Consider the following 14469-nt stretch of genomic DNA (forward strand, 5'->3'; position numbering starts at 1 on the left):
AAACAGAGGTGGACAAAACATGGCGGTGTATCAAGTATTGGTTGTCGATGATTCCGCTTTTATGCGCAAAATTGTCACGGATTTAATTGAAGCGGACCCGGAATTCAAAGTTGCGGCGACTGCTTCAACCGGCAAGGAAGCAATACAAAAAGCAGTGGATGTAAAGCCTGATATTATTACAATGGATGTTGAAATGCCTGAGATGAATGGATTGGATGCACTAAAATCAATAATGCAGCAATCATCTGTTCCTGTCATCATGCTATCTGGTATCAATGAACAAGGGATGAAAGAAACCATTATGGCGCTTGAAGCAGGAGCGTTCGATTTTATCCGAAAGCCTTCCATTTCACATGATCAGGATATTGCTCAGGTAGGTAAGGCCCTCGTTGAGAGAATGCGGGCGGCCATGAATGAAATCAAGCGAAAAGCGGACCGCGAGGCATCCTTGCAAAAGAGGAAAGAGATTCAGGAAGACGTCTTGCGTCAATCTCAGCGGGTACAGCGAGAAACGCCTGCCCAAGTTCACAGAGAACCAGCACAAAAACGGATTGACCCGGTTCAGCCGGTCACACGCCCAACCAGCGAACAAAGCGAACGTTTCCAATCCCAATCCCTGAAGCGAAACGCACCACTGGGGGATCAGAAAAAAGAGCGGTCAGACAAAAAGGCAGAGGCTCCAAAGAGTCCCGATCGTCTTCCTGACGTAAGAGAAGCTAAAACGCGGAAACCTGTTAAGCCCGTCCCTACACCAAAGGAGATTCGGAACTCTGAACCATTACGATCGGCAGTGGATCAGGTCGCTGCAGCCTCAAGTCGCCCAATTCCAAAAGCAGTAGCGGGTACTGAAGGAGCTTTTAACAAGATTGTCGCGATTGGTTGCTCCACAGGAGGTCCAAGAGCCCTAAAAACATTGCTTGAGGAACTGCCTGCTGATTTGCCTGCACCTGTCATTATCGTGCAGCACATGCCACCGAACTTTACCCGTTCTTTGGCACAACGCTTGAATACATTCAGTCCGCTGCATGTGGTTGAGGCTGAAGATGGTATGGTCCTAAAAAAAGGATCTGCATATATCGCTCCTGGCGGATATCACATCATAGTAAGCAACACGGCAGATGGAAAGTTTATTTTGAAGCTTACTGAGGAGCATCCGGTGAATGGTCATAGGCCTTCGGTGGATACGATGTTTGAGTCGTTATTGCCGTTCACATCACTTCAGCGACATTTGGTTTTGCTGACGGGCATGGGTAGTGATGGAGCTCGCATGATGAAGAAACTGTATGAAGCTGGTGTCACATCCACCTTTGCGGAAAATGAAGAGACTTGTGTTGTGTATGGAATGCCGCGTTCTGCTGTAGAGCTGCAGTGCGTTCGCCATCTTCTGCCTTTGCAGGAGATCGCCCCAAAACTTGTTCAAGCAGTGAAATAAACGGAGTGTAACTCATGGAGGAGGTGCCTCACAATGGACATGAACCAATATTTATCCATGTTTATTGATGAGTCTAATGATCATCTGCAATCCCTTAACGACAATATGCTTCAACTCGAAGGCAATCCGGAGGACCTTAGCATCGTTCAGGTCATCTTCCGCTCTGCTCATACTTTGAAAGGTATGGCCGCTACGATGGGTTTTGAGGATTTGGCATCATTGACACATAAAATGGAGAATGTGTTAGATCTGGTACGTAATGAGAAATTGAAAATGAAGGATTATATTTTTGATACCCTGTTTAAGAGTTTGGATGCGCTTGAAACCATGGTTCAGGACATTACTGGTGGCGGAGAGGGTAAGGCGGACGTTTCTGCCATTGTAGCTTCCCTTCAAGCCATTGAAAGCGGGGAATGGACAGGTGGTGAATCTCCAGCAGCTGCAGAAACAAGTAAGCCGGTAGAGTCCATTTCCTCTGCTGTTGATTTGGACGAGTTCCAATACTCCGTGCTGGACCAGTCCATCGCTGAAGGGCATCGTGTCTTTTACATCGATGTGCTTGTTAGTGAGGATAGCCAGCTGAAAGGCGTACGTGCCTACATGGTATTTGATCTCTTGGAACGTTCCGGTGAAGTCGTGAAGTCTTTCCCAACCGTTCAAGATATTGAGCAGGAGAAGTTTGAGCGCAGTTTCTCGTTGTATTACATAACAACCAAGGAAGCGCAGGAACTGGAAAAAAGTATATTAAGCATTTCAGAGATAGAAAGTGCCAAAGTGATTCAGCTGGATCAGGAAACTCTTCAGCAAATGACCAACCAGGCTGCAGCAGCGGTTGAAGCTGAAACTGTCGCCATAGCTACAGCTGTATCACAAGAGGTTGCACCTGCCGTGAAAACGGAACAAAAGCCAGCAGCCAAACCTGCTGCACCAGCTAAACAGGCAGCTGCACCTTCGCGCACGATCCGAGTGGATATCGAGCGTTTGGATGTGCTTATGAATTTGTTCAGTGAATTGCTGATTGATCGTTCTCGTCTGGAGCAGTTGGCGAGCGAAACGGGTAATAATGATCTATCCGATACGGTTGCCCATCTTAGCAGAGTTAGCTCAGACCTACAAAATATCGTACTTAAACTGCGGATGGTACCTGTGGATACCGTATTTAACCGTTTCCCGCGGATGATTCGTGACCTGGCCAAGACGCTGGATAAAAAAATCGATCTGGTCATTACCGGTGCTGAAACTGAATTGGACCGTACCGTCATTGATGAGATTGGTGACCCACTGGTGCATTTGCTGCGTAACGCTGTTGACCACGGTGTAGAGTCGATCGCTGAACGTATTGCGGCCGGGAAACCGGAAATGGGCACAGTTAACCTTCGTGCTTTCCACAGTGGAAATCATGTTTTTATTGAGATTGAAGACGATGGCAAGGGGATTTATCGTGAGAAGCTTTTGCAAACAGCCATCAAACGCGGGGTTGTAACGGAAGAACAGGGTGCCAAAATGAGTGATGATGAAGTCAATCAGTTGCTGTTTGCCCCGGGTTTCAGTACAGCTGACAAAATCTCGGATATCTCCGGACGTGGAGTCGGATTGGATGTTGTAAAATCCAAGATCACTTCCTTAGGCGGTAATGTGACCATTCATTCCACACCTGGCAAAGGTACTAATTTCTCGGTTCAACTGCCATTAACGTTGTCCATTATCGCTGCAATGCTTGTACGAGTGGGTTCAGAGAAATATGCGATTCCTTTGTCCTCCATCGTGGAGACGGCAATTGTGCAGCGTGAGCAGGTTCGGAATATTCATGGCAACAAAATGATCACTTTCCGTGAATCGCTCATTCCGTACTTGTCACTAAATGAAGTGTTCGGGGTGCCTGACTTCAATGATGAAGATGAGTCGGAGACAGAAATCGTCGTCATCCGTAAAGGTGATCGCCTCGCAGCGGTTTCCGTCGAAGAATTCATTGGACAGAGCGAGATTGTACTCAAATCGATGGGAAGCTATCTTCCTTCCATTGAAGGAATCTCCGGAGCAACCATCCTGGGAGATGGTCAAGTTGCTCTGATCGTTGATCCTAACGCATTTATTAAATAAACATTTACGTAAGCCTTACACTTAATAGGGAGGTTTTATCCATGGAAGAAGAATTGAAAGTCATCGTCTTTAAATTAGGTTCTGAAGAGTACGGTATTGAGGTCGAGAAGGTTCAGACAATTGAGCGCATGATGCCGATTACTCGTGTCCCTAAGACATTTTCCTTCGTAAAAGGGGTTATTAATTTACGTGGGGTTGTAATCCCGGTTATTGACTTGCGTGGTCGCTTTTCCCTGCCTGAAACGGAATATACGGATCAAACACGCATTGTTATCGTAGCAGTAGGTGACATGCAGGTCGGATTTATCGTTGACGCGGCCAATGATGTAATTGATATTAAGAGCAGTGCAATCGATAGTCCTCCGGAAGTGGTTGGTGGAGTCAAAGCACGATATCTGCGCGGTGTGGCCAAATTGGAAAATGAGCGTTTGCTGATCATGCTGAATCTGCACGAAGTATTGAACAAAAGCGAGGTTGTACAGCTGGAAAGTGTCGAGGGCTAACACGTGGAGATGTTCAACCGATTTGAGGGATTCCAAATGGATGTGCTCAAAGAGGTCGGTAACATTGGAGCAGGCAACGCCGCAACGGCGTTGTCTCAGCTTCTGAATAGACCGATTGACATGGGTGTGCCAACAGTACAAATGCTCCCTTTTGAGGAAGTTGCAGAAAAAGTGGGCGGGGACGAACGAATCGTGGTTACTGTCTTTTTGCGTGTTGAAGGCGAGGCACCGGGGAATCTGTTTTTCATGATGACTCCAGAGGCTGCCAAAATGCTGCTGAACCGACTTGCCGGATTTGATCTGAAGGAAGGTCTCATGTTTACGGACATGGAACAGTCTGCATTATCCGAAATCGGTAATATCCTGGCCGGATCGTATCTCTCATCACTTGCAGATTTCACAAAACTGTCGATGTATCCTACGGTTCCTGGGCTAGCGATTGATATGGCAGGAGCAATACTCAGTTACGGCTTGCTGCAGTTCGGTGAAATGGGAGACGACGCACTACTGATTGACACTTCGTTCTTCGAAGGTGAAGATCAGGTTGAAGGTCAATTTTTCCTGATTCCCGATCCGTTGTCATTTGCCAAGATATTTGAATCTTTAGGGGTGCCGCTGGATCATGATTGAAGAAAAAAGCGTCGTTAAAGTCGGTATGGCGGATTTGAACATTGCTCACCTTCCTGGCATAATCCGCACGACTGGTCTTGGTTCTTGTGTAGGATTAACGATGTATGATCCGCATTTGAAACTGGCTGGAATGGCGCATGTCATGCTTCCTTCATCAGAGATTGCTAGAGAAGGAAAATTGAACACTGCTAAATATGCGGACACGGCATTGCCTGAGCTGCTAGAAAAGATGTTGAAACTCGGTGCATCTCGCTCACGAATTGTGTCCAAGATGGCAGGAGGTGCCCAGATGTTTGCCTTTTCGGGCGCTGGAGATACCATGCGCATTGGGCCGAGAAATGCTGAGTCATGCCGGGAATGGTTACAAAAGCTTGATATACCTCTTCTTGCTGAAGATACCGGTGGTAATTACGGCCGAACCATTGAAATGGACTGTGAAACAGGTATTTTAAATATTAGAAGTGTACAAATGGGTGTAAAGGAATTATAAAATGATGATAGGAAACTACCGCATTAATCTTGGAGCAGGCATAGTCGGATTTATTCTGACTTTTTTTGTAGCATACAGCAGCAATTTGTTGATGACCAGTTTAATTCGCGGATTAATCGGATTCGTAGCCTGGTATGCCCTTGCTTTTGGTTTGCGCTGGGGGCTAGGGCTGCTGCTGACCTCATCCGCAGGGAGTAAGGGATTCGATTATGATCCCCCAAACGGTCCGGAAGTAAGAGGTTCACAGGTGGACATTAAACTCGAAGACGATGGACAAGAGCTGAACGACTTGCTCAAGAATGGACAGAACGCCTCCTCTGGGGAAGAAATTCCGCCATCCGAGACGAAAGCTCCAACGGGTTTCGCCCCATTGGATCCGCCTAAACTGGTACGGACCAAAGATCCGGAAGAATTGGCGCAGGCCGTTCGTCACCTGACAGACAAATAAGGAGGGTGAAAGCAATTGGACGAGCGTAAAGCTTCACATTTGAATCATGCTGATCTGTGGGAAAAGTGGAAAGAGCACGGAGATCTGGAAGCCAAGAAAGCATTGATTGAAAAGTATCTTCACATTGTTAATTATGTATCCGGACGTTTGGCAGTTGGATTACCCAAAAATGTCCCGAAAGATGATCTTGAGAGCAATGGTGTCATGGGATTAATCGATGCTCTTGAGAAATTTGACTATGAACGAGGCCTTCAATTTGAGACGTATGCCTCATGGCGTGTTCGAGGCGCAATCCTGGACGGTTTGCGTCAAGGGGACTGGGTTCCTCGTTCAGTACGGGAGAAAGCTAAACGAATCGAGGATGCATATCAACAGTTGGAGCAAACCTATTTACGGTCAGTAAGCGATGAGGAAATGAGTCAATTCCTTGATGTGTCTACAAAAGATTTTCAACATATGCTTCAGGAAGTGGCCGTAATGTCACTTTGTTCCCTTGAAGATCCGATTCGGGAAGAAGAATCAGAGACTCGTCTTTCCTTGATGGTGGATGAAAAGGCCAAAAACCCGGATTACAAAGTAAATGAGTTTTATCTGAAGGATGCCTTGGTTCAGGGACTCGACAAGCTGACGGTAAAAGAGAGAACGGTCGTCTCCCTCTTGTATTACGAAGATTTGTCACTTAGTGAGATCGCTGAAGTAATGTCTCTTTCTCCATCACGTATATCCCAGCTGCATTCCAAAGCCATATTAAGACTCCGTGGAACGCTGGAGAAACAGAAGGATTTGTTGATGCGCAAAGATTAAAAGAGAGCTTGATTATACGGATTTCGGGGAGTGGAAAGTCTAAAAGGGGGAAGAATTGCATTGACACAGCGAATTGCTTTGGAACAATGCCTAAGCGTTGTTTTATCGGAAGATAAAAGTACGGCCTACCTTGAATTTTCCAAACAGGAAGAAGGTTTCGCCTGCACATTGGATGAACTGGAACAATATATTGCCGGTCAGGGCATTAAGTATGGTGTGCTGCGCGAGGCATTGCTTGTTTTTGTGAACCAACCTGAAACATTTATAAATTCGCAATGCAAAATTGCTGAAGGTATCCCTGCTGTCCCAGGAACCGATGGTTATATCAAAGTACTGGTAGGGATGGATGATTCGGATGAACGTCGACCTTTGGAAGCAGAAGATGGCAAGGTAGACTACAAGGAAGTAACTCGATTAAACAATGTAAAATCAGGTCAAATCATTGCCGAACGTATCCCGCCTGTTGAGGGCACAGTGGGCCGAGCCGTTACAGGTGAGGAGATTCCGTTTCGTCCAGGGAAGGACGCCCGATTCAAAATTGGGAAGAATGTCGTCATTAATCCGGATGGTTCTGCGATGTATGCTGCCTTGGATGGATTGGTTACCAAGACGGAAGGCAACAAGCTGAATGTATTTCCGGTATACGAAATCAATGGTGATGTAGATTACAATGTCGGTAATATTGATTTCGTAGGCACAGTTGTCATACGTGGCAATGTTCTTACCGGCTTCAAAATAAGAGCAGCGGGCGATATACGCGTAGTCGGCGGTGTCGAAGGTGCTGAGCTTGAAGCAGGCGGATCTGTCGAGATTACCGGTGGCATTATCGGATATAACAAAGGACTTGTTCAAGCAGGCCATAATGTTAAATGTACCTTTATCCAAGAAGGTAACGTAGATGCAGGTGAAGATGTACTCGTCTCCCAAAGCATTATGCATTCCAACATTCGTGCAGGCAGGGCAGTGATCTGCGCAGGTACCAAGGGACTTATTGTTGGTGGATCCATTCAAGCTGGCGAAAATGTGTCAGCTCGTATTATCGGTAACAGTATGTCAACCGTAACTTCAATCGAAGTTGGTGTCCTTCCCAAACTCCGTAATGAACTGAGTGACTTGCGCAAGGGACTTAGGGAACAGATGGATTCCTTGGACAAAACGAAGAAAGCCCTGATATTACTGGATCAACTAGCTGCCGCCGGTCAACTGAGTCCAGACAAAATGTCAATGCGGATTAAGCTTACGGCTACACAGAAGTCTGCACTTCGACTTAACGAAGATACGAAGATGCGAATTTTTGAAATTGAAAAGGTACTGGAAGATACAAGCAGAGCTCGAGTGGATATTCTTAAGATGATTTACGGAGGCTCTAAAATAGTTATCGGCAGATACACTAAATTTATTAAAGATCCGTTAAGCAGAATTTCATTTTATTATCATGACGGGGATATTACGATGGCCCCATACGTTTAAGTACAGCATCAGGCACATGGAGAAAACCATTCGAAACCGTGAGGTGAGCGTATGAGTTTTAAGGCAGTAGAGTTGCAGATTGCGGTACCAAGAACCAGTGAAGCCGGTCGGTATCAGAGTGAATATCAGCAGCGGCCGGTCACAGATCAAAATTTGCTGGCAGTACAAACGGCCAAGGAAGCAGAAGAGGCAAGACAGCGCAGTGAGGCAATGGAGGAAACTGCACATACAGGTGTACGGGACGGTCATTCCAATGGCGGAGATCACCACGGTGCTTCTCAGGAGCAGGAGGCTGCCCAGGAGCAAGAACACCTCAAACCTGCCGAGCATCCGTACAAAGGAAAGCATGTGGATCTGTCGTTGTAACCCGCTGCTTCTTACGAAGATGAAGACTTGAGCTTTGAAGGCCATATCCAAAGGAGAGGAACCAATTTGTCACCATGGGTCATTATTGTCATATTAGGTGCCTGTGCCATTGCATATGCATTCATCATGCCCAAGAAAAATAAAGCGCAGGAACCAGGGCATCAATTGGTGCAAGAGATGGAATCCACGCTTGAACATTATATGGCTGAAATCGAAAGCGATAATGAGGCTCTCATTCAGCGTGTTGCTGAAATGAAGGGTGAGGCGGCAGCTGCAGATCAACGTATGCAAATTCAGCTTGAAGAATTGCAACAGCGTTTGAACGAACTCGAAAAAAATAAAGCTGCTGAAACGAATCGGGTGCCGCCTGCTTCAGTGGATCATTTAAACGGATTACAGGCACAGGCTCTTGTAGATAGTGTGAGAGAAGACGCATCTAAACAGGGTTCAGAAAGCGAGCCGCCACAACTTGAACAAGAGCCTGTTAATGAGCGAGAGTCCATCAAGGACCGATACTCAGAATTGTTTCATTTATATAATGAAGGCAGATCAGTGGATGCAATCGCGAAACAGACAGGCATACAACGTGGAGAAGTGCAGCTGATTCTTCAGTTGGCAGAACGGGAGGAGGGCTGAGTGATGGATAAGCGCTCCCTATGGATTGGAATCGGAACGGGCATGATTATCGGAGCAGTGCTGCTTCAGCTTGCCACAGTAGGGCAAAATGCTTTATCAGATAGCAATTTGGAAACGGGTACAGCTGCAGCTGAACTGACGAAGGAACAATTGGAGACGGCTGCCAAGGGACTGGATATGAAGCTTGTCGGAAAGGATGACGAACTTTATACCGAAGCCGAGTGGGTGGCTAAGAAGAAACAGAAGAGCAGTGAGATGCAAGGGGACGTAGCAACTGCGCCTGAAAAAGCAGAGGATACGAACACTCCAGAAGAACCCAAGGCCCCTCAGCAACCAGCTTCAAGTGAAGATAAGAAACAAAATACAGTGAGCGAACCCAAATCAACAGAGCCAACGTCACCGAACGCACCTCAAGCCACAAAGGTAACTTTTAGAGTGCATTCAGGAAACACTTTGGCGATTGTCGCTGGGAATCTTGAAAAAGCCGGTATAGTGGATGACGCACAAGCCTTTATTAAAGCGGGAAAGGCCGAGCGAATCAATACCAAAATTCGAGTGGGTACATACGCGCTTGAAAAAGGTGAGAGTTTTGAATCGATCATCGCCAAAATTACAAAGGAACCGTCAAGCTGATTACTTCAGGCAAGGCGGTTTTTTTGTTTATTGCAGGGTTTGACAAGTACTCAAAGTTTGAAAAGTTCACATAAACATTATTATGCTGTGTCCGATGCTTTTTGGAACTGAAAGAGTGTTGCATCAGCTAAGCAGTTATGCTATATTAGATAACGGTGTTAAAACACACGCATGTGCTAATTTTGTTGAGGGTGCTTTCCTGATGGAGAGTCTTGGCGAAAAATGATGCCGGCGGAGGACACAATAAAAAACCACTAGGAGGTGTGTGAAGATGGCAGTAATCTCCATGAAGCAGCTTCTCGAAGCTGGGGTACACTTCGGTCACCAAACACGTCGTTGGAACCCAAAAATGGATCGTTATATCTTCACTGAAAGAAACGGAATTTATATCATTGACTTGCAAAAGACAGTGAAAAAAGTCGAAGAGGCTTACAACTTCGTTAAAGGAATCGCAGGAGAGAATGGTACAATTCTTTTCGTGGGTACTAAGAAACAAGCTCAAGATTCCGTTAAAGAAGAAGCTGAACGCGCTGGTCAGTTCTACATTAACCAACGCTGGTTGGGCGGTACCCTGACTAACTTCCAAACTATTCAAAAACGTATTGATCGTTTGAAACAACTGGAAGCTTGGGAAGAAGACGGTACATTCGCTGTATTGCCTAAAAAAGAAGTTATCTTGCTTCGCAAAGAAAAAGATCGTCTGGAGAAATTCCTCGGCGGTATTAAAAATATGAAAGGCCTGCCAAGCGCCCTGTTCATCATCGATCCACGCAAAGAGCGTATCGCTGTTGCTGAAGCTCGCAAATTGGGTATTCCAATTGTGGGTATCGTTGATACAAACTGCGATCCGGACGAAATCGATTATGTTATCCCAGGTAACGACGATGCAATCCGCGCTGTTAAGCTGTTGACAGGTAAAATGGCTGATGCCGTGATCGAAGCTAACCAAGGCGAAGAAACTTCCGCTTAATAGATTCGAACATAACGAATGAACTAAATGAAAAGGGTGGTTGGTAGGTGGATAACCTCTCACTGCCCTTTTTTTAGAGTGTACGTACAATACTTATTTGGAGGGAATTAATAATGGCAGTTAACGCGAGTGCAGTAAAAGAACTTCGTGAAAAAACGGGCGCTGGTATGCTCGATTGCAAAAAAGCATTGGAAGAAGCAAATGGTGACATCACGAAAGCAGCTGAATTGCTGCGTGAAAAAGGTCTGTCTGCAGCTGCAAACAAAGCAGGTCGCGCAGCGACTGAAGGTACTGTAGAATCTTATATCCACGCTGGTGGCCGTATTGGTGTACTGGTAGAAGTTAACTGCGAGACAGACTTCGTAGGTAAAACAGACCAATTCAAAGAGTTCGTTAAAGACATCGCTATGCAAATTGCTGCAGCTAGTCCTAAGTACGTTACTCGTGAAGAAGTTCCTGCTGATGAGCTGGAAAAAGAGAAAGAAATCTTGAAAGCTCAAGCACTGAACGAAGGCAAACCAGAAAAAATCGTTGAAAAAATGGTTGAAGGCCGTATCAGCAAATACTACGAAGAGTATTGCTTGATGGAACAAACTTTCGTTAAAGATCCAGACAAAACAATCTCCCAATTGCTGAATGAAAAAATCAGCCAAATCGGTGAGAACATCTCGATCCGTCGTTTCGTTCGTTACGAACTTGGTGAAGGTCTGGAGAAAAAAGTGGATAACTTCGTAGAAGAAGTTATGTCCCAAGTGAACAAATAAGACGGTTTTATATACCGGCAAGCAACAAATGGTTTTCGAAGATATAAGAATGATAAAACTTCGAAGCAGAGCTCCCTTATATCTCAGGAAAACAATGCCTTACCGGTTGATCGTTTTTCCTAAAAGAGTGGAACACAGCCGTGTTCCTTTCTTTTTAAGCAGGAGGCCATGCGCGAGAAGTTTTGTTGATTGAACACCGAGGGTGCTCAAGTTTAAAGTGGAGGGTGAACAATTGGAACAGCCAGTATTCAAACGTGTTGTCTTAAAGGTTAGTGGAGAGTCCCTTTCCGGTCAAAACGGCTATGGTATTGATGCAGAGACGATCTCGTCGATTGCCCAGCAGGTAAAAGAAGTTGTTGAACTTGGTGTGCAGGTTGCTATCGTATGTGGTGGCGGAAACATCTGGCGCGGAATCGCTGGTAGCGAGAACGGCATCGACCGGGCAACAGCCGATTATATGGGAATGCTAGCAACTGTAATGAACTCGCTAGCACTGCAAGATGCATTGGAGCAGATCGAAGTGCCTACACGTGTACAGACATCGATTGCCATGCAGCAAATTGCAGAACCTTATATTCGTCGTAGAGCTATTCGTCATCTGGAGAAAGGCCGGGTCGTTATTTTTGCAGCAGGTACAGGTAACCCGTTCTTCTCCACCGATACAACAGCAGCACTGCGCGCAGCGGAGATTGAAGCAGAAGTCATCTTGATGGCTAAAAACAAAGTTGATGGTGTATACTCGGCAGATCCATTCAAAGACAGTACAGCTGAGAAATATGAACAATTGACTTACCTGGATGTACTTAACAAAAACCTTGGTGTGATGGATTCTACAGCATCCTCACTCTGTATGGACAACAACATCCCGTTGATCGTATTTGCCATTACGGAACAAGGTAACATCAAACGTGTAGTTCTCGGTGAACGCATCGGGACAATCGTTAAAGGGAGTGTAGACTAATGCCACAAGCGGTTAAAAAGCATGCCGAAGAACGTATGGATAAAGCAATTCAAGCGTTACGTCGTGATCTTGCCACTTTGCGTGCAGGACGTGCAACTCCGGCTCTTCTGGACCGGGTTCAGGTAGAGTACTACGGAGCGATGACACCACTTAATCAGCTCGCGAATATTAGCACACCGGATTCCCGTACACTGATGATTCAGCCATGGGACAAATCTTCTATGGGCGAAATCGAGCGTGCGATCATGAAGTCGGATCTGGGACTAACACCAGCCAATGATGGTAACATGATTCGTCTGTCCATTCCGCCACTTACGGAGGAACGCAGAACAGAACTCGTGAAACTTACGAAAAAGTTCGGCGAAGAAGGCAAAGTAGCGATTCGTAACATTCGCCGTGATGCGAATGATGATATTAAAAAAATGGAGAAGTCAGAGATTTCCGAGGATGAGTCCCGGAGACATCAGGACGATATCCAAAAATCGACCGATAAGTTTATCGCTGAAGTCGATAAGGTACTCGCTGCCAAAGAAAAAGAAATCATGGAAGTGTAAGACAAGCGCAGCCCCTCCGATACGGTGGGGTTTTGTCTCTTTTTCTAGTCTTCAGGTGAAGAAACTTCAGGGATTTTGGAGGAACAGGAATGATCAAACGGGTTCGGTCGTGGTGGAATGGGGCTGAAAAGCAGGAAACGCTGACTATATCCGAGGATAATATCCCGCAGCACGTTGCTATTATTATGGACGGAAATGGGCGATGGGCCAAACGTCTGGGTTTGCCGCGTATAGCTGGGCACCAAAATGGCATGAAGGCAGTCAAACGTGCAACCATCGCGGCGGATGAACTGGGCATCAAATATCTGACGATGTATGCTTTTTCGACAGAAAACTGGACGCGTCCAAAAGAAGAAGTGGATTTTCTGATGCGACTGCCACAAGAATTTCTGGCGATAGAGTTGGATGAACTTATAGAAAAGAATGTTCGCATACGCATGATGGGGCAGGAAGAGAAATTACCTTCACATACCGTTAATGCCTTGCGTGAAGCGATTCGTCTTACGGAACATAATACGGGGCTTGTATTGAACTTCGCAATGAATTATGGAAGTCGAAGAGAAATGACGGACTGTGTGAAGCAAATTGCGTTACAGGTTCAGTCGGGGGAACTCTCGGCAGAGGATATTACACCTGAGCTCATAGACCAACATATGTTGACTGTGGATATGCCCGATCCGGATTTGTTGATTCGGACGAGTGGAGAACTAAGGCTCAGTAATTTTATGCTTTGGCAGCTTGCGTATAGCGAGCTATGGTTTACGGATATATACTGGCCCGAATTTGGCAAACAGCATCTGCTTGAAGCAGTAGCCGAATATCAGCGCAGAACAAGGCGTTACGGCGGTTTGAAATAGATGGAGGATGAAGCCGTTGAAACAGCGATTAACGACAGGGATAGTAGCAGGTGTGTTGTTTTTGGGTTTTTGCATGCTGGGCGGACCTTGGTATCATGGCCTGGTACTGCTCATGGCTCTCATCGGTTATTATGAATTTGTGAAAATGACGGGGGTACAGCCTTTTTCTGGTGTAGCCCTAATTGGATATGCAGGTGTTTTTGCACTTGTCTTCCCATGGGAAATGGTGTGGGATGGCAGACCGCTGACATTGTTCCAAATCAGTTGGCTGGTTATGCTTGTTTTAATGACGGCCTCAGTGATAACCAAAAACAGGATTCCTGTGAACACGGTTGCCATGCTTTTTTTGGGTGTGCTGTACATTGGGATCGGATTTTATTACATCGCCGAATCCAGACATCTGCATCACGGGCTTTTTTGGACATTCCTACTGTTAGGTTCCATATGGGCCAGTGATGCTGGTGCCTACTTTGTGGGAAAACTTATGGGGAAAAACAAACTTTGGCCATCGATTAGTCCCAACAAAACAGTGGAGGGTGCGCTTGGCGGTATTGTGATTGCCATTGTAACATCAGTGGTATTTTCCATGTTATCAGATGGCCTTCTGTCTTGGCAGAGAGCTATACTGATTGGAGTCGCATGTGCTGTAGTGGGCCAGATGGGTGACCTAATCCAATCCGCATACAAACGTGTGTACAATATCAAGGATTCTGGCAACCTTCTTCCGGGGCACGGGGGTATTCTTGATCGGTGCGACAGCTGGATAGTGGTGTTTCCATTCGTACATATATTAATGCTTCTGCCCTACTAATGTTTTGAACACAAGACGTGTGTAATGAACGGATTTGTAT

At 45.9% G+C, this 14469-nt stretch carries 17 protein-coding genes; all 17 read left to right on the top strand.

The genetic code is table 11. The annotated features are described in order from the left end of the window. Window positions 1-19: 19 nt before the first annotated feature. Window positions 20-1432, top strand: a complete 1413-nt coding sequence (cheB, locus tag AAIH57_RS00980) for a chemotaxis-specific protein-glutamate methyltransferase CheB (RefSeq protein ID WP_430020259.1) — start codon at window positions 20-22, stop codon at window positions 1430-1432. Window positions 1433-1465: 33 nt separating this feature from the next. After that, window positions 1466-3532, top strand: coding sequence for a chemotaxis protein CheW (locus AAIH57_RS00985; protein WP_430020260.1), 2067 nt, complete (start codon window positions 1466-1468; stop codon window positions 3530-3532). Window positions 3533-3573: 41 nt separating this feature from the next. Continuing rightward, window positions 3574-4035: a chemotaxis protein CheW gene (locus AAIH57_RS00990; protein ID WP_175396052.1), complete on the top strand. Its 462-nt coding sequence runs from the start codon at window positions 3574-3576 to the stop codon at window positions 4033-4035. A 9-nt stretch (window positions 4036-4044) separates the two neighbouring features. Continuing rightward, complete coding sequence (locus AAIH57_RS00995; RefSeq protein ID WP_095287977.1) at window positions 4045-4665, top strand: chemotaxis protein CheC; 621 nt, start codon at window positions 4045-4047, stop codon at window positions 4663-4665. Then, complete coding sequence (locus AAIH57_RS01000) at window positions 4658-5155, top strand: chemotaxis protein CheD (RefSeq protein WP_175396051.1); 498 nt, start codon at window positions 4658-4660, stop codon at window positions 5153-5155. The genes AAIH57_RS00995 and AAIH57_RS01000 overlap by 8 nt, the downstream gene beginning before the upstream one ends. A gap of 1 nt (window position 5156) precedes the next feature. Beyond that, window positions 5157-5603 carry a hypothetical protein gene (locus AAIH57_RS01005; RefSeq protein ID WP_430020261.1) on the top strand — a complete coding sequence of 149 codons (447 nt, stop codon included), beginning with the start codon at window positions 5157-5159 and terminating at the stop codon, window positions 5601-5603. A 15-nt stretch (window positions 5604-5618) separates the two neighbouring features. After that, window positions 5619-6407: a FliA/WhiG family RNA polymerase sigma factor gene (locus AAIH57_RS01010; protein ID WP_175396049.1), complete on the top strand. Its 789-nt coding sequence runs from the start codon at window positions 5619-5621 to the stop codon at window positions 6405-6407. Between the two features lie 60 nt (window positions 6408-6467). Next, window positions 6468-7877 (top strand): DUF342 domain-containing protein, encoded by a 1410-nt coding sequence (locus tag AAIH57_RS01015; RefSeq protein ID WP_430020262.1) that lies wholly within the window; start codon window positions 6468-6470, stop codon window positions 7875-7877. A 51-nt stretch (window positions 7878-7928) separates the two neighbouring features. Further along, the gene (locus AAIH57_RS01020) at window positions 7929-8243 is read left to right on the top strand and encodes a hypothetical protein (protein ID WP_430020263.1); all 315 of its coding nucleotides are present in this window, start codon (window positions 7929-7931) and stop codon (window positions 8241-8243) included. Window positions 8244-8309: 66 nt separating this feature from the next. After that, window positions 8310-8879, top strand: a complete 570-nt coding sequence (locus tag AAIH57_RS01025; RefSeq protein WP_430020264.1) for a hypothetical protein — start codon at window positions 8310-8312, stop codon at window positions 8877-8879. 3 nt (window positions 8880-8882) lie between these two features. Further along, complete coding sequence (locus tag AAIH57_RS01030) at window positions 8883-9512, top strand: endolytic transglycosylase MltG (protein WP_430020265.1); 630 nt, start codon at window positions 8883-8885, stop codon at window positions 9510-9512. Window positions 9513-9783: 271 nt separating this feature from the next. Beyond that, the gene (gene rpsB, locus AAIH57_RS01035; protein ID WP_047842496.1) at window positions 9784-10482 is read left to right on the top strand and encodes a 30S ribosomal protein S2; all 699 of its coding nucleotides are present in this window, start codon (window positions 9784-9786) and stop codon (window positions 10480-10482) included. A gap of 113 nt (window positions 10483-10595) precedes the next feature. Beyond that, window positions 10596-11246 (top strand): translation elongation factor Ts, encoded by a 651-nt coding sequence (gene tsf / locus AAIH57_RS01040; protein ID WP_175396044.1) that lies wholly within the window; start codon window positions 10596-10598, stop codon window positions 11244-11246. A gap of 232 nt (window positions 11247-11478) precedes the next feature. Beyond that, entirely contained in the window at window positions 11479-12207 is a 729-nt protein-coding gene (gene pyrH, locus AAIH57_RS01045) for a UMP kinase (RefSeq protein ID WP_095287801.1), read from the top strand. Next, entirely contained in the window at window positions 12207-12761 is a 555-nt protein-coding gene (frr, locus tag AAIH57_RS01050; protein ID WP_175396043.1) for a ribosome recycling factor, read from the top strand. Before pyrH ends, frr begins: the two co-directional genes overlap by 1 nt. An 89-nt stretch (window positions 12762-12850) precedes the next feature. After that, window positions 12851-13618: an isoprenyl transferase gene (locus AAIH57_RS01055; RefSeq protein ID WP_175396042.1), complete on the top strand. Its 768-nt coding sequence runs from the start codon at window positions 12851-12853 to the stop codon at window positions 13616-13618. 16 nt (window positions 13619-13634) lie between these two features. Beyond that, on the top strand, window positions 13635-14429 hold the full coding sequence (locus tag AAIH57_RS01060) for a phosphatidate cytidylyltransferase (protein WP_175396041.1): 795 nt from the start codon (window positions 13635-13637) through the stop codon (window positions 14427-14429). Window positions 14430-14469 lie beyond the last annotated feature (40 nt).

Source organism: Paenibacillus sp. MABNR03, from assembly GCF_050455445.1.
GTDB classification, from domain to species: Bacteria; Bacillota; Bacilli; order Paenibacillales; family Paenibacillaceae; genus Paenibacillus; species Paenibacillus xylanilyticus.